This window comes from Streptomyces sp. NPDC002386 (genome assembly GCF_053593175.1).
The window spans coordinates 297,797-320,067 of sequence record NZ_JBSFBX010000010.1; the positions used below are offsets into that span (position 1 = coordinate 297,797).

At 70.5% G+C, this 22,271-nt stretch carries 22 protein-coding genes; 15 read left to right on the forward strand and 7 right to left on the reverse strand.

Features of this window, described 5'->3' with window-relative positions; all coding sequences use genetic code 11:
* Positions 1 to 3 precede the first annotated feature (3 nt).
* The 8 genes from ACWCPN_RS21965 (at position 4) to ACWCPN_RS22000 (ending at position 6,401) form a co-directional block, all read left to right on the forward strand.
* Positions 4 to 948: a type II secretion system F family protein gene (locus tag ACWCPN_RS21965; protein ID WP_199211811.1), complete on the forward strand. Its 945-nt coding sequence runs from the start codon at positions 4 to 6 to the stop codon at positions 946 to 948.
* A gap of 13 nt (positions 949 to 961) precedes the next feature.
* Entirely contained in the window at positions 962 to 1,849 is an 888-nt protein-coding gene (locus tag ACWCPN_RS21970; protein WP_351662225.1) for a DUF5936 domain-containing protein, read from the forward strand.
* 20 nt (positions 1,850 to 1,869) lie between these two features.
* Entirely contained in the window at positions 1,870 to 3,396 is a 1,527-nt protein-coding gene (locus ACWCPN_RS21975) for a sensor histidine kinase (RefSeq protein WP_451208609.1), read from the forward strand.
* A gap of 75 nt (positions 3,397 to 3,471) precedes the next feature.
* Entirely contained in the window at positions 3,472 to 4,227 is a 756-nt protein-coding gene (locus tag ACWCPN_RS21980) for a response regulator (RefSeq protein WP_451208612.1), read from the forward strand.
* Between the two features lie 113 nt (positions 4,228 to 4,340).
* Entirely contained in the window at positions 4,341 to 4,571 is a 231-nt protein-coding gene (locus ACWCPN_RS21985; RefSeq protein WP_451208698.1) for a hypothetical protein, read from the forward strand.
* Positions 4,568 to 5,158 carry a pilus assembly protein TadG-related protein gene (locus tag ACWCPN_RS21990; RefSeq protein WP_451208701.1) on the forward strand — a complete coding sequence of 197 codons (591 nt, stop codon included), beginning with the start codon at positions 4,568 to 4,570 and terminating at the stop codon, positions 5,156 to 5,158. Before ACWCPN_RS21985 ends, ACWCPN_RS21990 begins: the two co-directional genes overlap by 4 nt.
* Positions 5,159 to 5,191: 33 nt before the next feature.
* Positions 5,192 to 5,770, forward strand: a complete 579-nt coding sequence (locus tag ACWCPN_RS21995; protein WP_451208615.1) for a hypothetical protein — start codon at positions 5,192 to 5,194, stop codon at positions 5,768 to 5,770.
* 7 nt (positions 5,771 to 5,777) lie between these two features.
* Positions 5,778 to 6,401 (forward strand): OmpA family protein, encoded by a 624-nt coding sequence (locus ACWCPN_RS22000; RefSeq protein WP_451208618.1) that lies wholly within the window; start codon positions 5,778 to 5,780, stop codon positions 6,399 to 6,401.
* A gap of 78 nt (positions 6,402 to 6,479) precedes the next feature.
* On the opposite strand, the gene ACWCPN_RS22005 is transcribed toward ACWCPN_RS22000, so the two are convergent.
* Complete coding sequence (locus ACWCPN_RS22005) at positions 6,480 to 6,860, reverse strand: DUF192 domain-containing protein (protein ID WP_451208621.1); 381 nt, start codon at positions 6,858 to 6,860, stop codon at positions 6,480 to 6,482.
* A gap of 109 nt (positions 6,861 to 6,969) precedes the next feature.
* Between ACWCPN_RS22005 and ACWCPN_RS22010 the strand changes: the two genes are divergently transcribed.
* Both ACWCPN_RS22010 and ACWCPN_RS22015 read left to right on the forward strand, forming a co-directional pair.
* Positions 6,970 to 7,842, forward strand: a complete 873-nt coding sequence (locus tag ACWCPN_RS22010) for an LLM class flavin-dependent oxidoreductase (RefSeq protein WP_451208624.1) — start codon at positions 6,970 to 6,972, stop codon at positions 7,840 to 7,842.
* Between the two features lie 51 nt (positions 7,843 to 7,893).
* A complete protein-coding gene (locus ACWCPN_RS22015; protein WP_451208627.1) occupies positions 7,894 to 8,379 on the forward strand; it encodes a GNAT family N-acetyltransferase in 486 nt (161 codons plus the stop codon).
* 25 nt (positions 8,380 to 8,404) lie between these two features.
* On the opposite strand, the gene ACWCPN_RS22020 is transcribed toward ACWCPN_RS22015, so the two are convergent.
* Positions 8,405 to 8,914: a DinB family protein gene (locus tag ACWCPN_RS22020; protein WP_451208630.1), complete on the reverse strand. Its 510-nt coding sequence runs from the start codon at positions 8,912 to 8,914 to the stop codon at positions 8,405 to 8,407.
* Between the two features lie 53 nt (positions 8,915 to 8,967).
* On the opposite strand from ACWCPN_RS22020, the gene ACWCPN_RS22025 reads away from it, so the two are divergent.
* The 5 genes from ACWCPN_RS22025 (at position 8,968) to ACWCPN_RS22045 (ending at position 15,491) form a co-directional block, all read left to right on the forward strand.
* Positions 8,968 to 9,753 carry a class I SAM-dependent methyltransferase gene (locus tag ACWCPN_RS22025; RefSeq protein ID WP_451208633.1) on the forward strand — a complete coding sequence of 262 codons (786 nt, stop codon included), beginning with the start codon at positions 8,968 to 8,970 and terminating at the stop codon, positions 9,751 to 9,753.
* 615 nt (positions 9,754 to 10,368) lie between these two features.
* Positions 10,369 to 11,142 (forward strand): isoprenyl transferase, encoded by a 774-nt coding sequence (locus tag ACWCPN_RS22030; protein ID WP_199211819.1) that lies wholly within the window; start codon positions 10,369 to 10,371, stop codon positions 11,140 to 11,142.
* Positions 11,143 to 11,528: 386 nt separating this feature from the next.
* Entirely contained in the window at positions 11,529 to 12,854 is a 1,326-nt protein-coding gene (locus ACWCPN_RS22035) for a PhoH family protein (protein ID WP_199211820.1), read from the forward strand.
* Positions 12,855 to 13,251: 397 nt separating this feature from the next.
* Positions 13,252 to 13,947, forward strand: coding sequence for an aggregation-promoting factor C-terminal-like domain-containing protein (locus ACWCPN_RS22040; RefSeq protein WP_199211821.1), 696 nt, complete (start codon positions 13,252 to 13,254; stop codon positions 13,945 to 13,947).
* Between the two features lie 158 nt (positions 13,948 to 14,105).
* Positions 14,106 to 15,491 carry an AI-2E family transporter gene (locus tag ACWCPN_RS22045; protein ID WP_451208637.1) on the forward strand — a complete coding sequence of 462 codons (1,386 nt, stop codon included), beginning with the start codon at positions 14,106 to 14,108 and terminating at the stop codon, positions 15,489 to 15,491.
* On the opposite strand, the gene ACWCPN_RS22050 is transcribed toward ACWCPN_RS22045, so the two are convergent.
* From ACWCPN_RS22050 to ACWCPN_RS22070, 5 genes are all read right to left on the reverse strand, one after another.
* Positions 15,447 to 15,899 (reverse strand): hypothetical protein, encoded by a 453-nt coding sequence (locus ACWCPN_RS22050; RefSeq protein ID WP_451208640.1) that lies wholly within the window; start codon positions 15,897 to 15,899, stop codon positions 15,447 to 15,449. The genes ACWCPN_RS22045 and ACWCPN_RS22050 overlap by 45 nt on opposite strands.
* Before the next feature lie 99 nt (positions 15,900 to 15,998).
* The gene (locus tag ACWCPN_RS22055; RefSeq protein WP_451208643.1) at positions 15,999 to 20,027 is read right to left on the reverse strand and encodes an SGNH/GDSL hydrolase family protein; all 4,029 of its coding nucleotides are present in this window, start codon (positions 20,025 to 20,027) and stop codon (positions 15,999 to 16,001) included.
* 177 nt (positions 20,028 to 20,204) lie between these two features.
* Positions 20,205 to 20,744: a hypothetical protein gene (locus ACWCPN_RS22060; RefSeq protein WP_451208646.1), complete on the reverse strand. Its 540-nt coding sequence runs from the start codon at positions 20,742 to 20,744 to the stop codon at positions 20,205 to 20,207.
* A 324-nt stretch (positions 20,745 to 21,068) separates the two neighbouring features.
* Positions 21,069 to 21,611: an alkyl hydroperoxide reductase gene (locus ACWCPN_RS22065; RefSeq protein WP_199211824.1), complete on the reverse strand. Its 543-nt coding sequence runs from the start codon at positions 21,609 to 21,611 to the stop codon at positions 21,069 to 21,071.
* A 3-nt stretch (positions 21,612 to 21,614) separates the two neighbouring features.
* Entirely contained in the window at positions 21,615 to 22,169 is a 555-nt protein-coding gene (locus tag ACWCPN_RS22070) for a peroxiredoxin (RefSeq protein ID WP_451208650.1), read from the reverse strand.
* Between the last annotated feature and the right edge of the window lie 102 nt (positions 22,170 to 22,271).

Genomic DNA, 22,271 nt, shown 5'->3' on the forward strand with positions numbered 1-22,271 from the left:
CCCATGGAACTCCATACGCTCGTACAGCTCACCACCGGTGTCGCCCTGCTGACCTGCGTCCTGGCCGTCGCCGGCATCCACAGCTACGCCGCGGGCCGGGCCCAGCGCGCCGCCCTCATCGACCGGCTCGCGCACAGCGGGGCCGACTCCGCCCCCGGCCGCCGGCGCCGCTTCCGCACCCTGGACCGCCGGCTGCGCCGCACGGCACTCGGCCGGAAACTGGAGCTGCGGCTGGCCGCGACCGGCCTGGACGTCACCCCGGGCGAGTTCTTCGCCTACATGCTCGCCACCGTCGCCGCGCTCTGGCTCATCGGACAGGCCACCCTGGCCCCCTTCTTCGGCCCCCTCGCCGGGCTGCTCGGCGTCTGGGCGGCCGTCCAGTTCCTCAACTGGCAGCGGCAGAAACGCATCGAGCGCTTCATCAACCAGCTCCCCGAACTGGCCCGCATCCTTGCCAACGCCACCCAGGCCGGCCTCGCGCTGCGCACCGCGATCGGCATGGCGGCGGAGGAACTGGAGGCACCCGCGGGCGAGGAACTGGCCAAGGTCTCCGACCAGCTCGCCATCGGCCACTCCCTCGACGACGCGCTCGGTGAACTCGCCGACCGGCTCCCCTCCCGCGAACTGGTCGTGCTCGTCACGACCCTCGTGCTGTCCAACCGGGCGGGCGGCCAGGTCGTCTCGGCCCTGCGCAACCTCACCGAGACCCTGGAGGAGCGCAAGGAGACCCGGCGCGAGATCCGCACCCAGCTCTCCCAGGTGACGATGACGTCGTACGCCGTCCCCGTCCTCGGCATCGGCGCGCTGTTCCTGATGAACGGGGTCAAGGACGGCGCCCTCGACCGCATGACCGGATCACCGGTCGGCCAGGCCTGCGTGATCATCGCCTTCGCCATGTACGCCGTCGGGTTCGTCCTCATCCGCCGGATGAGCCGGATCGACGTGTGAGGGGACTGACCTGATGGCATACCTGCTGGCCCTGCTGATGGGCCTCGGCGTCTGGGGCGTCTTCGCCGGCGTCCGGATGTACCGCGCGGACGCGAAACTCCCCGGCGACCTCGCGCTCGCCCTCGAGGTGGGTGCCACCCGCACCGGCGCGGTGGACTCCGTGATCGACCGCATGGGCATGCGCTACGCGCCGGCCGTGCTCCGCCTGATGGGCCCGCGCCTGGTCGCCCGGTACCGCCGCAGGATCGACCTCGCCGGCAACCCCGGCGGCCTCACCATCGACCGCTACGCGGCCCGGCGCGCGGTGTACGGCGCCCTCGGCGGCGTCGGCTTCCTGGTCTTCCTGCTGCGCGGCCAGTGGTTCGTCGCCCTGCTCCTGCTGCTGTTCGGGGCGTTCTGGACGGAGGTCGGCATCTGGTCGGCGATCCGGGTCCGCAAGGACGTCATCGAGCGGACCCTGCCGGACTTCCTGGACGTGCTCGCGGTCGTGGTGAGCGCGGGGCTCGGCTTCCGCCAGGCGCTGGACCGGGTGGCCACCCGGTACGAGGGTCCCTGGGCGGACGAACTGCGCATCACCCTGCGCCAGATGGACCTCGGCATGAGCCGCCGCCAGGCCTTCGCTGAGCTGCGGCGCCGCAACGACTCCGAACAGGTGGCGATGTTCGTGACGGCGCTCCAGCAGGGCGAGGAACTGGGCGCGCCGATCGTCGACACCCTCGTCTCCCTCGCCAAGGACATGCGCCGCACGGACGCCCAGAACGCCCGCCGCAAGGCCGCCCGCGCGGTCCCCAAGGCCACGCTGATGATCACCACGTTCATGGTCCCGGCGACGATGCTGCTGCTGGGCGCGGGTCTGCTGCTGGGCTCCGGCGTCGACTTCGGCTCCCTGACGGGCGAGTAGGCGGGGGCGAGGTGACGACCATGACGCCGGCGAGGGGGACCACGGGCCGCCGGCACTGGCGCGGCCGGACGGGGGACACGGGAGCGGGCCCGGACACCGTGGCCGGGGGGCCCGCGGCGGGCGGCGGTGCCGGCCGTGGACCCGCCGACGGCGCCCGCGGTGCCGCGGACCCGGTGCCGGGCCGGGCGCTCCCGCCACCGCCCGACCCCGAGAAGCTGCAGATCCGCGCCCTGCAGGCGATGTGCCGGCAGGTCTTCGGGTTCCGCCTCGCCATGATCGTGCTCGCCGCCCCGGCCGCCCTGCTCAACGCGTCCCCCGGGCTGGGCGTCCGTCTCGTCGGCGCGGCCGTCGTCGTCACCTTCATGGTGTCCTACGTGCTCTTCCGCGACTGGGAACGCTTCGGCCCCCTCCTGCTGCGCCACCCCAGCCTGCTGGCCGCCGACACCCTCTTCGGCTCCCTGCCGCTGATCTCCGCCGGCCCGGACACCACCCTCGCCTACGTCAGCGTCTGCACCCCGCTGCTCGCCGGCCTGGTCTACGGCTGGCGGGGCGCGGCCTGCTTCGCCTCGCTCCAGTCCCTGATCCTGCTGCTCGTGCACGCCACCCTCGAGGCCGACCACCGGGCGGGCGTCGCCGAGTCCCTGCTGCTGCCCGGCCTGTGTGTCGTCACCGGCGCGATGGGCTCGACCCTGCGCAACCTGATGCTCCGCTACGGCGCCGCGACGCAGGCCCTCACGGCCGTACAGGCCCGGCTGGCGGCGACGGAGGCGGTGCACGCGGAACGGGCCCGGCTGGCCCGCGAGATGCACGACTCGGTGGCCAAGACGCTGTACGGCGTGTCCCTGGCGGCCGACGGCCTGGCGGCGACCGCCTCGGCCGACGCCCCGGACCCGGCCCGGGTCCGCCGCCAGGCCGACCTGGTCTCCCGCTCGGCCCGCAGGGCGGCGGCGGAGTCCCGGGAACTGCTGGAGGACCTGCGCCGCGAGGACGCCCCGGCGGCGGCGCCGCACACGGACCTCTGGCCGGAAGCGAGGTCCCGCGCAGCCGACTTCAGCGCCCGCACGGGCCTGCCGGTGACATGCCGCCGCACGGACGACCCCCGGATCCCCTTCCCGCCCCTGCCCTCATCCCTCGCCCGTCACCTCCTCGCCATCACCACGGAGGCACTGGAGAACGCCCACCGCCACGCGTCCGCGACCCGCGTGGAGCTGACCGCCGGGGTCGAGGGCGATCTGCTCCGCCTGTCCGTCCACGACGACGGCGAGGGCCTGCCCCCCGGTACGACGCTGGACAGCCTGCGGCGTTCCGGCCACTTCGGCCTGCTCGGCATGGTCGAACGCGCCGCCGCGGCGGGGGCCCGCATCCGCGTCGGCAGGGGCGGCAACGCGCGCGGCACGGAGGTGAGGGTGGAACTGCCCCTGCGGTCCACGGGGCCCACCGAGCCCGCCGCGTCCGCACGGTCGGCATGGCAGGCGTGGCCCGCCCAGCCGGCACGGCCCGCCCGACCGGCGCCCGCACGCCCCGACGTCCCACCCGAGGAGCCTTGACCCCTCGAACCCTCGAACCGTTGAGCCCTTGACCCCTCGAACCCTCAAGCCTTCGAGCCCGAGAGGAGGCACCCGATGCAGCACCTGGACCCCGGCCCGGACTTCCCGCCGGCCACCGTCACGGCACCCCTCCGCCTCGTGGTGGCCGACGACAACCCGGTCATCCGCGCGGGCCTCACCGCCCTCCTCTCCGACCGCGAGGACACCACGGTGGTGGCCCAGGCGGCCGACGGCCGCGAGGCGTACGAGGCGGCACTGCTCCACCGCCCCGACGTCGTCCTCCTCGACGTCCGCATGCCCGGCGTCGACGGAATCTCGGCATTGCCCCACCTGGTACGCCTGGCCCCGGTCATGATGCTGACGTACAGCCACGAGACGGAGACCGTGCGGGAGGCACTGCGGCTGGGGGCGGGGGGTTACCTGGTGCACGGCGAGTTCACGACGGAGCAGCTGGTGAGGGCGGTGCGCGACGTACGCGAGGGACGGCCGCACGTGACGCCGGGAGCGGCGCGGGCGTTGGTGAACGGGCTGCGGGCGAGTGCACCTGCACATGTGGAGCCTGAACTACCGTCTGTCCTAGGCTTGATTCCACCCCAGAACCTTTCGCAACTGCAATCAGATGTGGGACAGTCGTATCGGTCGCGGTTCCAACTCAGCTGCAGGGAGGCGGAGATCATGGACCTCATCGCGTCCGGCATGACCAACCAGCAGATCGCCGCCGCCTGCTTCATCAGCGAGAAGACCGTCAAGAACCACATCAACCGCATCTTCGCCAAGCTCCACAGCACGACCAGGTCCCAGGCGGCGGCCAAGTGGCTGGGGGTGGCGTGAAATGGCCGACCGGGAGCTGGGCTGGGCCCGGGAATGGGTCCTGGGGCCCTTCGGGGGGCAACTTGTCGGGACGTACGTTTCCGGGGTCGGAAGCGAAGGCGGAGGGAAGCACCGTGAGCGATCTGTTGCTGAAAACGGCTGTGGCGACCAAAGTGCGCGTGAATGGCTGGAAGAACACGACGGTCACAGCGATTCAGCGACGGGCCGGGGACAAGGGGCAGACGGCCGTCGAGTATCTGGGCATCATCGCGGTCGTGGTCGCGATCGTCTTGGCGATCACTGGTACGGATATCGGCAAGACCATTCTCGACAAGATCAAGACCAAGATCACGGAGATCACCTGATCGACCGGCGAGTCAGCGGCGACTCCGGGCAGGCCTTCCCCATCTACATCACGGTGGTGGCAGGCCTGCTCTTTCTTGCGTTCGCCTACCTGGCGGTCGGCCAGGCTGCGGTGAACCGGGGCGGCGCCCAGACGGCGGCCGACGCGGCGGCCCTCGCCGCCGCCCAAGAGGCACGCGACCAGCTCGCCGGCCTGTGGGTGGACGCTCTCTCCGACCCCGCCAAATGGACCGACATCTTCGAGGGCAACGGTGTGGACGACCCGTGCTGGCGAGCGGAACAACTGGCGGCGGAGAACGATGCCCGGCTGAACTCTTGCGACCCCGAACTCCTGCGATACACAGTTGAAGTCCAGACCAACAAGTCGGTCGGAGACTCCGTCGTGCCCGGGACCGAGAACATCAAGTCGACCAAGTCCGCGACGGCTGTGATCGAACCTCTTTGCACGGTCGAGCTTCCCGGTAAAGACGTTGCGGCCGAGGCATTGCCGCGACTCAACTGCAAGGACGGGGACTGGGAACCGGATCCAGAGGACCGCGCCGGACTGCCGAAGCCCGAAGAGCTCTTCGACGTTCACCTGGCCGACTGACAACGCACGACGATTGAAGAAGGAAGCAGAGTCATGAGCATTCGGTTCGCTGCGCAGGCCCGCAGGGGGCTGTTCGCGCTCACCCTGTCGACCGGTCTGGTGTTCGGTGCGGCCGCCTGCGGTGGCAGCGGCGACGACGCCAAACCGGATGCGTCGACATCCGCTTCGAAGAGCGGCGGTTCCAGGCCGAGTGCTCAGGAAGGCCAGGCTGCCGATCCGTTGGCCGAGCTGCGCGGTCCCGACGGCCTGACCCTGGCCATCACGTCGGCAGAGCGTGATGCCGGAGGCTTCGTCACCGTCAATGCGCAACTCAAGAACGACGGCAGCAAGGACGCGGTTCTCTCATCACAACTCAGCGGCAACGAGACCGAGATCATGAAGAACGGGCAGTCCTTCGGCGGAGCCACCCTGGTTGACTCGAAGGGCAGGAAGCGCTACTACGTGCTCCGTGACACGGAAGGACGCCCACTGACCACCACCGGCGTGCAGACCGTCAAGACGGGTGACACTGTCCCCATCTTCATGCAGTTCCCGGCACCACCTGCGGGCACAGCCGAGGTCAGCTTCCAGTTGCCGACCTTCTCAAGCGCCACCATCCAGATCTCCGGGTGAGGCCAAAGTGACCACCACACCCCGCCTCACCCTCACCCTCACCACAGCCCTCCTCCTCGCGGCCGCCAACCTCTCCCTGGCCCGCGCCGACGACACCTCCCCCAGCGAACCCCCGGGCACGGAACCCTCCGCCACCGCACCCGTGAAAGTCGACCCCACCGACCCGGACCTCAAGCTTCCCGAGGGGGCCACCCTCGCCGAGGCCAAGGTGCTGGACATCAAGTCGGTCGTGGAGGACCAGAGCGGGGACGAGCGGCGGGAGGACACCAACGCCGACGTCACCTTCGCCCTCCAGGCCGAAGTCCTCTTCGGCAAGGACAGCGCCAAGCTGGGCGGCGAGGCCAAGGCCCGCATCGCGACGATCGCCGACGAGATCAAGAAGCAGAACGCGACCCGGGTCCGCGTCTTCGGCTTCACCGACAACCTCGGCTCCTCCGCCCACGGCGACGTCCTGTCCCGGCAGCGCGCCAACGCCGTACAGGCCGTCCTCGACCAGGATCTGAACGACCCGAACGTCACCTTCGAGGTGCGCGGCTACGGCGAGCAGTACCCCATCTCCGACAACTCGACGGAGGCGGGCAGGAAGAAGAACCGCCGCGTGGAGGTGTCCTTCCCGCGCACGGAGAACTGACCGGAGAGGCGCCTGTACGGACGGGCGCTCAGAGACGCCATCCTCGTAGGGGAGGCGTACGCGGGCGCGGCGTCGGGATCACGGACTTCGATCACCGACGTCGATCTCGACCCGCGCCCCCACCACCAGCCCCCACCCCGCCATGGCCCCCGCCTCCGCCTCCAGCAGATGGCGGGACCGTAGGCGGGGGCGGTCCAGCCGGCCGGGGGGCATCGTGTGGACGGCCAGGACGGTGAGGTGGCGGTCCAGGTGGGCGACGTCGATGGGGAAGCGCATGCGGAAGGTGTGCACGCTGCTCGCCGGGGACAGCAGCATCACCCCGGTGACCGAGTCGCGGCCCAGCAGACCCCTCGTCCGCGCCCGGTAGGACGTCGCCACCTCCAGCGGGACGGTGACCGCCGCCCCGCCCCCGCTCGGCCGGATCACCAGCCTTCCCCGCCCGTTCCGCCAACGCGCCATCCGGTCCCACCTCCGCGGTGACCGTACCCGGGGGGAGGGGAGGAGAAGCGCTGCCGGGCGCGCCCGTAAAGGAGTTGTCCCGTCCACCGCCGCCCGCTAGGAAGGCCCCATGACTGGACTCGGCGTGGTGTTCCGGCCTCAGCTCCCTCCCGAACGGCTCCGTGAAGTGGCCCGGACCGCGGAGGATTCGGGGCTCGAGGAGCTGTGGTTGTGGGAGGACTGCTTCCTGGAGGGAGGTGTCTCGACGGCCGCCGCCGCCCTCGCCTGGACCGAGCGGTTGCGGGTCGGGATCGGGCTGCTGCCCGTGCCGCTGAGGAACGTCGCCGTCACCGCCATGGAGGCCGCCTCGCTCGAGCGGATGTTCCCCGGCCGGGCCGTCCTGACCGTGGGGCACGGCGTCCAGGACTGGATGGGGCAGGTCGGCGCACGTGCCGCCTCGCCCCTCACCCTGCTCGGCGAGCATCTCGACGCCCTGCGCGCCCTGCTGCGCGGCGAGCGGCTCGACGTGAAGGGACGGTACGTCCGCCTGGACGGCGTCGCGCTCGACTGGCCCCCGGAGCGGCCGCTCGACGTACTGGCCGGCGCCACCGGCCCCCGCACGCTCCGCCTCGCCGGGCAGAAGGCCGACGGCGTCCTCCTCACCGCCTCCACCTCGCCCGACGGCGTACGGCAGGCCCGGCGGACCATCGACGAGGCACGCCGGGAGGCGGGACGCGCCGGACGGCACCGGCTCGTGGTGTACCTCCTGACCGCCACCGGCCCGGACGCCGCCGCACGGCTGCGCGCGGAACTCGCCGCCGAAGGGCTGGAGCCGGTCCCGGACCTCGGGGTCGCGGGGGACGCGGCGGCGGTGGCCGCGGCGGTGCGCCGGATCGCCGAGGCCGGCGCCGACACCGTCGTCCTGCAGCCGACCGGTGACGAGCCGGACCCCGAGGGCTTCGTTCGCTTCGCCGCGCGGGAGGTGCGGCCCCTCGTGCCGTAGCGGGCCGCGGAGGGAGGGGCGTTGTCAGTGGCGGGTGCCACACTGCACCGCATGACCGACGAACACGACGATGTGAGTCTGCGTGAAGTCCGGGACGACGACCTCCTCGTCCTCCATGCCTACGAGAACGACCCGGAGGCGGTCCGGCGGTCGAAGTTCACCCCGCGGCCGCTGGACGCCTTCCTCAAGCACTGGCGGGAGCGGATCATCCGCGACCCCGACAGCCTCGTGCGTACGGTCACCGTCGACGGCGAGGTGGCCGGCAGTGTCGTGTCCTGGACCGCGAAGGACGGGCGCAGATTCGTCGGTTACTGGCTGGGCCGCCCGTACTGGGGGCGCGGCGTGGGGACGCGCGCCCTCGGCCTCTTCCTGGAACTGGAGCGGGTGCGGCCGCTGTACGCCGACCCCTTCTCCGGGAACACCGCCTCCGTCCGCCTGCTGGAGAAGCACGGCTTCGAGCACGTCGGCACGGACCGGGACGGCGACGACGTGTTCGTCGTGCTCGCCCTCCGGCACCCTCCGGCGGAAGGCCGGTGACGGACACCGCCCCGGCCACCGGAGATCAGCCGGCCGCCGGGCGGTGGACGCCCGTGGCCCCGTCGATCAGTTCGCGCACGATGTCCATGTGGCCGGCGTGCCGGGCGGTTTCCGTGGTCATGTGGACGAGGGTCCAGCGCAGGGAGACGGATTCGTCCCGCCAGGCGGGGCGGCCCAGGGTGTCCAGCGGCAGACCGGCGAGCATGCGGTCGGCGGCGGCCCGGGCACGGCCGTAGAGGGCGACGATCCGGTCCGTCGTCTCGTCCGGAGCGATCCACATGTCCTCGCCCTCGTACGGATCGAACCACAGGGGTTCCACCTCGCCGCCGAACGTCTCCACGAACCAGCCGTACTCGACCGAGGCCAGGTGCTTGACCAGGCCGAGCAGGCTGGTCCCGGTCGGCGTCATGGGGCGGCGCAGCTGTTCGTCGTCCAGGCCGTCGAGCTTCCAGAGCACGGCGTCCCGGTGCCGGTCCAGGCTCGCGCGCAGGATGTCCTTCTCCGCCCCGGCACCGCCGGCGTGTGAGTTCGTCATGGACGCGGAAATTAGCAGGACCCTCCGACAGCGAGGCTGCGACGATGGCGTCCATGACAGAGAACCGCTCCTTCGAGGACCTGGTGGCCGAGGGCGCCGCCGTGCCCACCGACGGCTGGGACTTCTCCTGGTTCGAGGGGCGGGCCAGTGAGGCGCGGCCCTCCTGGGGGTACGCCCGGTCGGCGGGGGAGCGGCTGGCGCGGGCCGAGTCCGCGCTGGACGTCCAGACCGGGGGCGGGGAGGTGCTGGACTTCGCCCTGGCCGGGGCGGGGACGAACCGGCCGCGCCTCCTCGCCGCCACCGAGGGGTGGCCCCCGAACGTCGCCAGGGCCACCGCCCTGCTGCGGCCGCGTGGCGTGGTGGTCGTGGCCGCGCCGGACGACGCGCCGCTGCCGTTCGCCGGCGAGACCTTCGACCTGGTGCTCAGCCGGCATCCGGTGACCCCGCACTGGGCGGAGATCGCGCGGGTGCTGCGGCCGGGCGGCACGTACTTCGCCCAGCACGTCGGGCCCGGCAGCGTGTTCGAGCTGGTCGAGTACTTCCTGGGGCCCCAGCCGGAGTCCGTGCGCCGGGGCCGTGATCCCCAGGGTGAACGCGAGGCCGCGGAGGCGGCCGGGCTCGAGGTCGTGGAGCTGCGGGCGGAGCGGCTGCGGATGGAGTTCCACGACATCGCCGCCGTCGTGCACTTCCTGCGCAAGGTGGTCTGGATGGTCCCGGGCTTCACCGCCGAGGCGTACGAGCCCCAACTCCGCGCCCTGCACGCGCGGATCGGGAAGGAGGGGCCGTTCGTGGCGCACAGCGCCCGGCACCTCTTCGATGTCCGGAAGCCGGCCTCCTGAGCAGGAGGAGCAAACGGGCTCTTCGGCCCCTGGTTCACCCGCGCTTCCCCCGCGGTTTCCACATCGTTATCGGGGGCGGTTCACATCCGTCTCCTCCGTCACGTAGGTTCAGGCCAAGGTAATTCGCGTCAGCAAAGCTGCGCGGGCGGCACCGCGCGGTGGAGGGGGCTGCGCGGTGCCGCGATGCCCGCAGGATCCGCCGTGAGGGCGTCAAGCGGCCGTTCGCTCGCCGGTAGCCCGTCGGAGGGACCCCGGGACAACTCGCCGAGCGTTCACCAAGACGGCCCAAACCCTCTTGATCTCGCCGTTCGGCACCCGATTTCCTGAGAATCCGCTGTGAACCGGCCATGCGAAGCCTCTGAATCCAGCGTTCCGCGACCACCTCGGCGTCGCCGTCCGATTCCGGAGAGTAGTTGTGGCACGCCGATGCACGCGTCCGCCCTCACGAAGGGTTATGGTGGAAACCCCCCCTCGGGCCGGTCCGTCTCCCCCCCACGGACCGGCCCGTTTTTTCTTCGGGAACCACCCGGCAGAGGGCCGGCGTCCCCACCCCGGGGGCCGAGCCGCCGGCGGCGGTACCCTCGAAACCCGCTCGAACCCCGAAGGGTCTCTCCCGTGAACCTGCGCGACAAGCTGCGTGGCCTGCTCGTCGGGCTCTACGCGCGCCGGGTGGAAGGTCACCTGGACCACGCTCAGGTGCCCAAGCACATCGGCGTCATCATGGACGGCAACCGCCGCTGGGCGAAGGCGGCCGGTTCCACCACGGTCCACGGCCACCGGGCCGGCGCCGAGAAGATCGAGGAGTTCCTCGGCTGGTGCAGCGAGACCGATGTCGAGGTCGTCACCCTGTGGCTGCTGTCCACCGACAACTTCGACCGGCCGCAGGAGGAACTGGTCCCGCTCCTCGGCATCATCGAGGACGTCGTCCGCACCCTCGCCGCCGACGGCCGCTGGCGGGTGCACCACGTCGGCACCCGCGACCTGCTGCCGGCCGGGATGCAGGGCGTCCTGAAGGAGGCCGAGGAGACCACCGCCCATGTGGACGGGATAGTGGTCAACGTGGCCATCGGCTACGGCGGCCGCCAGGAGATCGCCCACGCCGTGCGCTCCATGCTCCTCGACGCCCAGGACAAGGGCGCGTCGCTGGAGAGCCTCGCCGAAACGGTCGACGTAGACATGATCGGCCGTCACCTCTACACGGGTGACCAGCCCGACCCGGACCTCGTCATCCGTACCAGCGGTGAGCAGCGGCTGTCCGGATTCATGCTCTGGCAGACCGCCCACTCCGAGTACTACTTCTGCGAAGTCTTCTGGCCGGCCTTCCGCAAGGTGGACTTCCTGCGCGCGCTGCGCGACTACGCCGCACGTCACCGCCGTTACGGCGGCTGACGCCGCACACCGCCCCCACCTCACGCCCCGCCGGCCACCAGACCGGCGGGGCGTCCCGTATACCCCGGTTGGGTGGGAAGTAACAAGGAGTTCACCGGTGCGCTGTCGGCCACTTCTGCATGGCGGCGCTTTTCGCAGGGCATAAGGCAAGCAGGTCGACGCCCGAACCACGGGTGTCGGATCTCAGCGGGCGGCACGGGGCCGTCCCGCCCGGGAGGCCCTTTGCACCAGCCCGACCGTGCGGTCACCGTACGGAAGCAGCCGCGGAGGTCCGGTGTCCGGCCCGTCCTGCGCGGCGGCCGGGGGCCGGTCGCAATGCTCCCGCCCTCCCGGCCCGGCTTCCGCTTCGTCGCTCCCCGACCTCATCCGAGGGGGTACGTCCTTCCGTGGTGACCAGCACAAAGCGCCACAAGCCAGATCGGCGCACTTATGTCCTCGACACCAGCGTCCTGCTGGCCGACCCCAACGCCCTGACCCGCTTCGAGGAACACGAGGTCGTGCTCCCCGTCGTCGTGGTCACGGAACTGGAGGCCAAGCGGCACCATCCCGAACTCGGCTACTTCGCCCGCCAGGCACTGCGCCTGCTGGACGACTACCGGGTGAAGCACGGTCGCCTCGACGCCCCCATTCCGATCGGTGAACTGGGCGGAACCGTCCGTGTCGAGCTCAACCACTCGGATCCCAGCGTGCTGCCCACCGGCTACCGCCTGGGGGACAACGACTCACGCATCCTCGCGGTGGCCCGCAACCTGCAGGCCGAGGGGTACGACGTCACCGTCGTCTCGAAGGACCTGCCGCTCCGGATCAAGGCCTCCTCGGTCGGTCTGCTGGCCGAGGAGTACCGGGCCGAGCTGGCCATCACGGAGAACTCCGGCTGGACCGGAATGTCCGAACTCACCCTTCCGGGTGAACAGGTGGACCTCCTCTTCGAGGAAGGGCACGTGTACGTCCCGGAGGCCTCCGGTCTTCCGGTGCACACGGGTCTGACCATCCAGTCCGAGCGCGGCAAGGCGCTCGGCCGGGTGACCGCCGAGGGCAACGTCCGGCTGGTGCGCGGCGACCGGGAGGCGTTCGGCATCAAGGGCCGCAGCGCCGAGCAGCGCATCGCGCTCGACCTGCTGCTCGATCCGGACGTCGGCATCGTCTCGATGGGCGGCCGGGCCGGCACCGGAAAGTCCGCGCTCGCGCTGTGCGCGGGCCTGGAGGCGGTACTGGAGCGCCGTCAGCACCAGAAGGTGATGGTCTTCCGGCCGCTGTACGCGGTCGGCGGGCAGGAGCTGGGCTATCTGCCGGGCTCCGAGGCCGAGAAGATGAGCCCGTGGGCGCAGGCCGTCTTCGACACGCTCTCCGCCGTCACCAGCCGCGAGGTCATCGAGGAGGTCACCGCCCGGGGCATGCTGGAGGTCCTGCCCCTGACCCACATCCGGGGCCGCTCCCTCCACGACGCCTTCGTGATCGTCGACGAGGCGCAGTCCCTGGAGCGGAACGTACTGCTGACCGTTCTGTCCCGGATCGGCGCCAATTCACGGGTCGTCCTGACCCATGACGTCGCCCAGCGGGACAATCTGCGGGTCGGCCGCTACGACGGAGTCGTGGCCGTGGTCGAGAAGCTGAAGGGCCATCCGCTCTTCGCCCATGTCACGCTGACCCGGTCCGAGAGGTCCCAGATCGCGGCCCTTGTGACCGAAATGCTCGAAGAGGGCCATATCTGAGGGGAGTAGCCCCCTGGGCGCCGTTCGGCAAAGGCGAAGAGCCTAGCCGGGCGGCGCCTTCGCGTGTGGGGGTTTCCTGAAAACCCCTGGGCCAAACGAGGTGTGAGCTTTCACACTCAACTCGGAATTGCCACCCGGTGTCTGGTTACGGCAGAGTCTCACTCCTGTCAGGCCCCGCATACGACACACCTGTACCCCCAGCGGTATGGCACCACAGAAGCAGCGCTCCAACTCCATAGCGTCGTCGTATGCCGCCCGCGCACCACGCGGCGCTCCCCTCGCGGGAGTTGCCCACCGGGCCCGCGCCTCCCGTGACCCCGCAGTTGGGAGGCCAGTGTCAGGGGCACGATTGCGTCCGCCAGGGTCACCGAAGCGGGCGATGCTGGAAGGAAACCGTGTGAGCCGGATTTCGGTCCGGGGATTCGCAGTGGCCTCGGCCACCGCGGTCACCGCCGTCGGAAGCGTCGTCGGTGTTGCCTCTGGCAGCACCGCGCAGAACAACGACGCCGAGGCGACGGCAGCCGACACCACGCTCCTCGCGGACATACCCGCGGGTCAGCAGGCCCAGGTGCAGACCGCGTCCCTGACGCAGCAGGCAGACGCGCAGGCCATCGCCGCTGACGCGAGTGCCAAGAAGGACGCGGAGGAAGCCGCCCGCAAGGCGGCCGCCGAGACCGCGGTCGCCAAGAAGGCGGCAGCCGAGAAGGCGGCCGAGGCAGCCGCCAAGGAGCGCGCCGAGGCGAAGGCCGCGGCCACCCGCTCCACCCGGGACTCCTCGAGCTTCCCGGTGCAGAGCAGCTACAGCGTGGCGCAGATCCAGGCGATGGCACGTCAGATGGTGGCGGCCGACCAGTTCCAGTGCTTCAGCAACATCGTGAACCACGAGTCGAGCTGGAACTACCAGGCGGTCAACGCCTCGTCCGGTGCCTACGGTCTCTTCCAGGCCCTGCCCGCCGGCAAGTACGCCTCCGCCGGTGCCGACTGGCGGACCAACCCGGCGACCCAGATCAAGTGGGGCCTCAACTACATGAACGAGCGGTACCACAGCCCCTGTGGCGCCTGGTCGTTCTGGCAGGCCAACAGCTGGTACTAGGCCGGCCGCCGGTCCACGGCAGCGGCCCGGCCCCCGATCAACCTCGCGCAGCCCCTCCCCGTCCTACGGGGAGGGGCTTTCGCACTGTACGGTCGTATGCGGACGGCTCCCGGGTGAGCGGTGGCGTACTCCCGGGAGGCGGGGGAAGAGGACGGATCATGTCGCGAGTGCCAGGGTGGCTGGGCCGGCTGGGTGCCGGACTGACCGAGATGAGTGAGCGGTTGGACGAGCGCCGCGCCGAAGTGGACAGGGACACCGGGTCCGACCCCGGCGCCGGCCGGAAGGCCGACCGGGTCGCCGCCCCGGCACCGCCCGCACCCCGGCGGGCCGCACCGGCCGGACCACGGCCCGACCCTGCCCAGGCCGTGCCCTGGGGCGTGCGGGTCGCGGCGGAGGCGGGCTGGCGCCTGCTGATCCTGGCCGGCACCGTGTGGGTCCTGATGCGGGTCATCAGCGCCATCCAGATCGTCGTCTTCACCTTCGTCATCGCCCTGCTGGTGACCGCGCTGCTCCAGCCGACGGTCGCCCGGCTGATGCGGCACGGGGTGCCGCGCGGCCCGGCCACCGCGCTGACCGCGATCCTCGGCTTCGTCGTCATCGGGCTGATGGGCTGGTTCGTGACCTGGCAGGTCATGGAGAACATCGACACCCTCTCCAGCCAGATCCAGAGCGGCATCGACGACCTGCGCAACTGGCTGCTGAAGAGCCCGTTCCACGTCACCGACAAGCAGATCAACCAGATCGCCAAGAACCTCCGCGAGGCCATCGGCGCGAACACCGACCAGATAACGTCCGCGGGCCTGGAAGGCGTCCAGGTCGTCGTCGAGGCGCTGACCGGCATCCTGCTGGTGTTCTTCTCCACGCTGTTCCTGCTCTACGACGGCAAGCGCATCTGGCAGTGGTTCCTGAAGCTGGTGCCCGCCGCGGCCCGCCCGGGCGTGGCCGGCGCCGGCCCGCGCGCCTGGCGCACCCTCACCGCCTACGTGCGGGGCACGGTGCTGGTCGCCCTCATCGACGCCATCTTCATCGGCATCGGCATCTACTTCCTCAACGTGCCGATGGCCGTGCCGCTGGCCGTGTTCATCTTCCTGTTCTCGTTCATCCCGCTGGTCGGCGCCGTCGCCTCCGGGGCGCTGGCGGTGATCGTGGCCCTGGTGACCCAGGGTGTCTTCACCGCGCTGATGACCCTGGTGGTCGTCCTCGCCGTCCAGCAGATCGAGGGCCATGTCCTGCAGCCCTTCATCCTGGGCCGCGCGGTCCGCGTCCACCCGCTCGCCGTCGTCCTCACGGTGGCGGCCGGCGGCATGGTGGCCGGCATCGGCGGCGCGGTGGTGGCCGTCCCGCTGGTCGCGGTGACGAACACGGTGGTGGGGTATCTGCGCCAGTACTCACAGGAACCCCCGCTCGATCCGGACGGGGTGCCCGTGGACTCCGAGGCGGCACCCGCGGCCGCCCGGGAACCGGACGACGAGTCGTCGCGGGTGCCGTCGGACGTGTCCTCAGCGGTAGAGGACGACCAGGGCCGCGAGCAGCAGCGCGCCTGAGGCGGAGACCCCGAGGACGCGGAACCGGTTCCACGCCGTGAGCGCGAGGCAGCCCGACCAGGCTCCGCCCGCCACCACGGCGGCCCACCACCCCGCTGCCGTCTGCGCCGCCGACAAGGGAAGCGGAGCCAGCAGGACCGTCGGAGGGATCACGGCGAGCCGCGGCCGTATGTCCAGCCGCTTGTAGACGACGATCAGCGTGATCAGGGCGACCGCGATGATCAACGGAAGGGCCGTCAGGTCCCACCATGTGAAGCAGACGCCGTCCGTCGTCTCGCACGCCCTGTCGCTGTGGCGCTTGACCCATGCGAGGTGGTGCACGGCACCGGCGGCCAGGACCGCGCCCGTGACGGCGGCTGCGGCCACGCGCGGGACCGCGTGCGGGGGCTCCGTGGCGAGGGTGTTCATGACAGCAGTCTTCCCCAGTCGACGGCCGGGGGCCTGAGTTCGGATACTCAGGCCCCCGGATCGGTTGTCAGAGATCAGCGGTTCTCGATCAGCGCTCCGTCACATGCTCCTGAGGGTCTGTTCCAGTGTGTCCGCGTAGAGCCGGGCCCCCGCCGGCTTGGGGTGGAAGGACTGCATGGAGGGGTTCGGCGCGTCGTTGTCCGCCTGCTCCCGCCCGGTCTCCACGAGAGCGTGGATGCCTTCCGGATCACCGCAGGCCCCCTTGCCGTCGAAGTTGTTCCGCGGGTCGGAGAAGACCGCCCACGAACCGGCGTCCTGGGTGGCCCCGTTCATCTCGGTCGCGAGTGTGTCGGCCAGTGAACGCACCCAGTCGTTCTCCACGGTCTCGTACGCCCCGGGGAGGCAGCCGTGGTCCTTCTCCACCAGGCGCGGGTAGCCCATGAGGACGACCTTCGCGTTCTGCGCCCGGGTGTGGACGGCGTCGAGCACCTTGACGATCTGCGGCCGCACGTCGTCGTGCAGCCACTTCGGCGCCCAGTCCTTCAGGTCACCGGTGGAGCCGCCCGTCTTGTCGCCGGTCGCGGGGTCGACGTTGTCGAGTTCGGAGTACGGGCACGTGGTGAGCGACGGAACCGGCAGGTCGATGCACTTCTTCATGATGTCGGCGAAGCGGGCGTCGTTGCCGCCGATGCTGATCGTCACCAGCGTGGTGTTCTGGTCCAGGTACCCGGAGTCGATCTGGGCCACCTCGCTGGACTGACCCTCGTCGAGCACGTTGTAGGTGCGCGCTCCGGAGCAGGCCACGAAGTGGTAGTCCATCTTCGGGTCGAGGTTGTCGGACATGGCACCGATGGAGCTCGAGTATCCGGGGAGCGTCGCCTGCCTCGACCACGCGAGCTTGGACCGGTGGCACTTGTCGATCTGCTTGTCGCTCAGCTTGTCGGGGTGGTCGGTCTCGGCGTAGAGGTCGGCGCCGCCGGGCGCGGTGGCGCCTTCACCCGACGAGTAGGAGTCGCCCATCGCGACGACGGAGTTGGCCGGCTTGCCCGCGAGCGGCTGGAAGGCGACCGCACCCCAGGCGATGTCCTCGTCGGCGGTTCCGTCATCGGTCGCGTTCGACAGCTCCACCCGCGGGGTGCCGGTGAAGTGGAACGCGCCGAGGCTGACCCAGCCCCCCGCGCGCTGCAGCACGACCCGCTTGGGGCTCTTGCTGTCCGTGCCGAGCACGTTGTAGGAGGCCTGCCGGGTCTGCGCCCCGGTGTCGGGAAGGTGTACCAGGACGCGCGCCCAGTTCAGGCTCTGGCCGAGGGTCCAGGTGCCGTCGATGGTCATGTAGCCGCTGGGGCCGCCGAAGTGGGCGGCGTCGCGCGTGTGGGTGTACCAGTAGTGGCCGCCGTAGCCGCCGCCCACCGAATGCAGGTCGGCCTTCGCCTGGAAACGGCCTTCGGTTCCGGGGTTGAAGGAGAACTGGAAGCTGCCCGCCGAGGAGACCGTCGCGCAGTCGCTCTGGTCGCTCCAGGTCGGCGTTCCGTTCGGGACGGAGGCGACGACCTTGGAGCCGGCCGGAGCGCCGGAGCACACCGGCGTGCCGTTCTGCAGACGGGTACCGCGTCCCGGTTCCTGCACCAGCGACTGGTACTTGATGTTCTCGTGCCCGCAGGTGGCGGCGCAGTCGCTCTTCCAGGTCACGTTGGGCTGGTTCCACCAGTACTGCGCGTAGCACTCGGCGTCCGGGCACTTCGGCGGCGTGTCGGGGTCGCAGGCGTTCTTGGAGTTGCAGAACGCGTCGAGCGAGGGCTGGACGTGCACCCGGTTGTACCGAGCGCTGCCTTCGTACAGGTACGGCTGGTCCGAACCGTTCCAGTAGGCGGGGCGGAAGCCGGCGGAGGAGAAACCGGACTCACCCGGCCAGTCCTGGCGGCCGGAGGTCGCGTAGGAGAAGCCGGTGTCCATGGACCAGGCGGACCAGCCCATCACCTTGACCTCGTACGGCCAGTCCTGCGGATGAGCCGCGTCCTTGACGGCGTACGGGTCCACGTCCGTGTTCATGAACGGGCGGCCCCAGCCCTTGGCGTAGATCGGGTTGGCCGGGTTGTTGTACCAGCCGAGGCCCCAGTGCCCCGCATGCTTCCCGGCCTCGGAGGGCGGGTTGAACCCGAGGTTGTAGTTCCAGACGGCGGTGAACCAGTTCTCCACGTAGGCCGGGTCGTCGTTGTTGACGGTGATCTTCTGGCCGGTCTTGTGCACCTCGTTCCACTTGTCGGCGAGGATCTTCAGGGAGGCGGCGATGTTCGTCGCGTAGTCGATCGCGACGAGTTTCTGCAGGGCGGGCGACAGGCTGGTCTCGCCCGTCTTCTCGTGCCCGGCCAGACGCATGCCGTCGGTGACCTGGCCGACTCCGTAGCCGCAGTCGGACTTGTCCCAGTTGATCTGCCAGTAGGCGGCCGGGTCGTTGGGGTCGGCCTTGTGGCCGTAGTAGCCGTCGACGGCGGCCAGGGGGTTGCCCATCTGCCCGGGGACCGACCCGCCCTCGGCCTGCCACATGTTCGACTCCTGGGCCATGATGCCGAGGAGCACGTTGACCGGGATCCTGCCGCCGCCGGTCAGCTTCGGCAGCGGGAACAGGGACTGCGGGTCGATGGTGCCGAGACCGGCCTGGGCGCGGTACCCGCCCTGGCGGATGTAGCTCGCGCTCAGATTGCCGCGCACCGCCATGTCGACGGCCCACTCGACCTGGTTCGGCGTCGGCTGCAGCGCCTGCACCTTCATGTCGTTGCGGGACACGGCGCACCAGCGGTCGTCGTCCGTCGGGGAGCCGGCGGTCAGCCCCGCCTTGGGGGAGGCGCCCCGCGGCCGGTGGTTCCCGGTGGCCGCGGCCAGGACCGGGGAGGGGTTGTTCCCCGAGCCGTCGACGGCGTCGTGCCGCACGCTCTGGGTCAGCTTCGCCCCGGTGGTGGTGGCGGTGCTGGTGACCGTCAGCGCCTTGCCGCCCTCGTCGGCGGGCGTCGCCGTCCGCGAGCCGGGTTCCGCGGACTTGGTGAAGCCCTTGCCCGCGCCCTTGATGTGGGTGAGGCCGGCGCGGACACCGGGCGTCAGCACGGGCTCGACGGCGAGCCTGCCCTGCGAGGACACGTCGGTGCCGGCCGGGGCGTTCAGGCGGGTGACGCCGGTTCCCGCGGTGGCGGGGGAGTCCTTGGTCCGGCCGGTGAGGAAGACCCGGCCGGCGTCGCCCGGCATGAGGTCGAGGTCGCCGAGCCTGCCGGTGGCGATGCTCTTCGGCCTGCCGTGGCCGGTGTACAGCCTGGCGCGCGCCGTGGACCCGCTCGTACGGTCGAGGAAGGCGATCCGGCCGTCGGCGGCGGTCCGGATGTCGAAGGGGGCACTGTCCGCGTCCGCGAGGTTCTTCACCTTGCCGGAGCGGTCGAGGTGGACCAGGCGGCTGCCGAGCGCGCCGACCGCGCCGTCCTTCACCGGAACGGCGCTGGTGATCTCACCGCGGGCCGCCGCCGTGCCCCTCGTCCTCCCGGACACGTCCACGGTGATCACCCGGGTCCGGGTGCTCGCCGCGTCGTTCATGTCCCGGAAGCCGGTGAACGCGGCCTCGTGCGTGGCCGTGTTGCAGGACGGGTCGAAGTAGGCCAGCGACGCGGTGAAGGGCAGCTTGGTCACCTTGCCGGACGTCAGGTCGACGACGGCGGCGAAGGCGCCGCCCTGCATCAGGTCCGGCTTGTTGGTGAAGGCGCGCGGTGCGTAGACGACGGCCGCGTGCGAGCGGTCCATCAGGCACTGGTTGCCGATCCACGAGTCCGCCGGCATGCCCGGCTCGGCCAGCAGCGCGACGGTCTTCCACGCGTAGGCCTTGGAGCTGTCGGCGACGAGGATCCGCAGGCCGTCCGCGTCGGCGGCGGCGGTGACCGCGCGGTCGGAGCTGCCGCGCCAGCCCCGGCCGAGCTTCCCGCCCGGGTCGTGTACCCCGCCGGAGGGGGCGGGCGGCGGTGTGGTGGCGCGGGCGGAGGGGCGGGACGCCGGAGTGGCGCCGGCGGGCGCCGCCTGGAGCATGCCGCCGGTCACGGCGGCGCAGGCCAGGAGGGCCACCAGGGGCGCGCGAGTTCGTCTCTTGGAACGCAAAGGAGCTTTCCCCGAATTTCATTGAGTTGTTCCCGTGCCTTTCCGGGCACGGCGAAATGCCCCTCCGCCCGGGACGGGACAGCCCTGCGGGACGGACGGGAGCGGGAATTCGAATTCAGCGATCCGGGACTTCACGCGGGCGACGCGTGAAGTCCCGGCACACCGTTCAGGCGCCTGCTAGTTGCAGTTGGTGCTGTCCTGGACGTTGTTGACGAGGTACGTGCTCGAGCTGGAGCTGTTCTTCATCAGCGAGGTGACCGTGCCGCAGCCGCCGTGGCTGCGGTAGACGGGGCCCGCGTACTCGGAGAAGGTGCCGGCGTCGCTCGCGCAGCCCTCCGCCGTGTAGTTCGAGCAGAGCTTGATCTTCATCCACTTCGCGCCCTGCGTGTTGTTGTCGAGGATGGCGCAGGTGGGAGCGTCGTTGCTCGCGGGGTTGCTGCCCTTGACGTAGACGAAGAGCGTCGCCTTGCGGGACTCGTCGGGCAGGATGTCCGCCTTGTAGAGCTTGTATCCCGTACCGCAGACGGTCGCGCCCGCGGCGGCGGCGGTGGGCTGCGCCGCGGCAATGGCGGTCGTGTGCCGGTCGGCCTTGACGGAGACGGCGGGTGCCGGCCGGTCGGCGGCGGCGACCTGCGGCGCGGTCACACCGAGGAGGCCCAGGCCGGCGGCTGCCGCGGCGGCCGCGGTCCTCGCCGAGAGACTGATGCGAATGGACATGCGTTCCCCCCATGGAATGCATTTGAGCTGCATTTGAGCTGCCGCCGGAAAGGAGATCGACGGCATAAGCGTGGTCCCGGGGAGCTAATCAGATCCTCTTTGCGGCTGTCGAAAGTAATTCGTAAGCAAAGTGGAGATTCTAATTCCGCTATGACTCTGGGCGTGCGGAGCTTCTTCGCATGGAGGGGTGAACCGGGCATCGTCCGGCGGTGTGTTCACTCATGGTTTCCGGCCAGGAGCGGAGGGAGTAGTTCTTGTCACATCGCCGGACGCACGACGGCCCCCGCCCAGAGGATGGGCGGGGGCCGTGATGTTCCGGAGCGGTTACTCGGCCGCCTGGGCCAGGACCGCCTCCGCGTCGAGGGTCACGCCGACGGCCTGGACCACGGACGCGATCTTGAACGCCTCCTGGACCACGTCGCGCTCGACGCCGGCCTTGCGCAGCACCTGCTCGTGCGAGTCGAGGCACATGCCGCAGCCGTTGATCGCGGAGACCGCGAAGGACCACAGCTCGAAGTCGACCTTCTCCACGCCCGGGTTGCCGATGACGTTCATCCGCAGGCCGGCGCGCAGGGTGCCGTACTCGTGGTCGGACAGCAGGTGCCGGGTGCGGTAGAAGACGTTGTTCATCGCCATCACCGCGGCGGCGGCCTTGGCGGCCGTGTACGCCTCCGGCGACAGGTTCGCCTTCGCCTCCGGCTCCAGCTCACGCAGCACGATCGGGGAGCGGGAGGCGATGGCGGTCGCCAGCACCGTGCCCCAGAGCTGCTGGGCCGGCAGGTCGGAGTTGCCGATGACCGAACCCAGGTTGAGCTTCAGGTCCTTGGCGTAGTCCGGGACCAGGGACTTCAGCGAGTCGAGCGACATGGGTCACTCACCGGCCAGCAGCGCGACCGGGTCCAGCGTCTCGTCGCCCTTGCTCCAGTTGCAGGGGCACAGCTCGTCGGTCTGCAGGGCGTCGAGGACCCGCAGGACCTCCTTGGGGTTACGGCCGACGGAGCCGGCGGTCACCATGGTGAACTGGATCTCGTTGTTCTGGTCGACGATGAAGACGGCGCGCTTGGCGAAGCCGTCCTCGCCCTCGATGCCGAGGTCGCGCATCAGCTCGTGCTTGGAGTCGGCCATCATCGGGAAGGGCAGGTCGCGCAGGTCCTCGTGGTCCTTGCGCCAGGCGTGGTGGACGAACTCGGAGTCACCGGAGAAGCCGAGGATCTGGGCGTCGCGGTCGGCGAACTCGTCGTTCAGCTTGCCGAAAGCGGCGATCTCGGTCGGGCACACGAAGGTGAAGTCCTTGGGCCAGGCGAAAACGATCTTCCACTTGCCCTCGTAGGTCTTGTGGTTGATCGTGTCGAACTCCTTGCCCTTCTCCAGCGAGACGCAGGCGGTCAGTTCGAACTCGGGGAACTTGTCACCGACAGTGAGCACACGCTCTCCTTGCAGCGAGGCAGCGCCCGGATCGCGGGCACTACCCATGGGTTGGACTTTGTCGATGTTGGCACAGGGTGCATTGATACGGGAAATAGCTAC

Coding starts and splice junctions, on each gene's coding strand:
- ACWCPN_RS22065 (WP_199211824.1), bottom strand. CDS start 21,611: ATGTCGCTCGACTCGCTGAAGTCCCTGGTCCCGGACTACGCCAAGGAC.
- ACWCPN_RS22005 (WP_451208621.1), bottom strand. CDS start 6,860: ATGGCGCGTTGGCGGAACGGGCGGGGAAGGCTGGTGATCCGGCCGAGC.
- ACWCPN_RS22020 (WP_451208630.1), bottom strand. CDS start 8,914: ATGACGAACTCACACGCCGGCGGTGCCGGGGCGGAGAAGGACATCCTG.
- ACWCPN_RS22050 (WP_451208640.1), bottom strand. CDS start 15,899: ATGAACACCCTCGCCACGGAGCCCCCGCACGCGGTCCCGCGCGTGGCC.
- ACWCPN_RS21980 (WP_451208612.1), top strand. CDS start 3,472: ATGCAGCACCTGGACCCCGGCCCGGACTTCCCGCCGGCCACCGTCACG.
- ACWCPN_RS21970 (WP_351662225.1), top strand. CDS start 962: ATGGCATACCTGCTGGCCCTGCTGATGGGCCTCGGCGTCTGGGGCGTC.
- ACWCPN_RS22015 (WP_451208627.1), top strand. CDS start 7,894: ATGACCGACGAACACGACGATGTGAGTCTGCGTGAAGTCCGGGACGAC.
- ACWCPN_RS22010 (WP_451208624.1), top strand. CDS start 6,970: ATGACTGGACTCGGCGTGGTGTTCCGGCCTCAGCTCCCTCCCGAACGG.
- ACWCPN_RS21965 (WP_199211811.1), top strand. CDS start 4: ATGGAACTCCATACGCTCGTACAGCTCACCACCGGTGTCGCCCTGCTG.
- ACWCPN_RS22025 (WP_451208633.1), top strand. CDS start 8,968: ATGACAGAGAACCGCTCCTTCGAGGACCTGGTGGCCGAGGGCGCCGCC.
- ACWCPN_RS21975 (WP_451208609.1), top strand. CDS start 1,870: ATGACGCCGGCGAGGGGGACCACGGGCCGCCGGCACTGGCGCGGCCGG.
- ACWCPN_RS22045 (WP_451208637.1), top strand. CDS start 14,106: ATGTCGCGAGTGCCAGGGTGGCTGGGCCGGCTGGGTGCCGGACTGACC.
- ACWCPN_RS21995 (WP_451208615.1), top strand. CDS start 5,192: ATGAGCATTCGGTTCGCTGCGCAGGCCCGCAGGGGGCTGTTCGCGCTC.
- ACWCPN_RS22060 (WP_451208646.1), bottom strand. CDS start 20,744: ATGTCCATTCGCATCAGTCTCTCGGCGAGGACCGCGGCCGCCGCGGCA.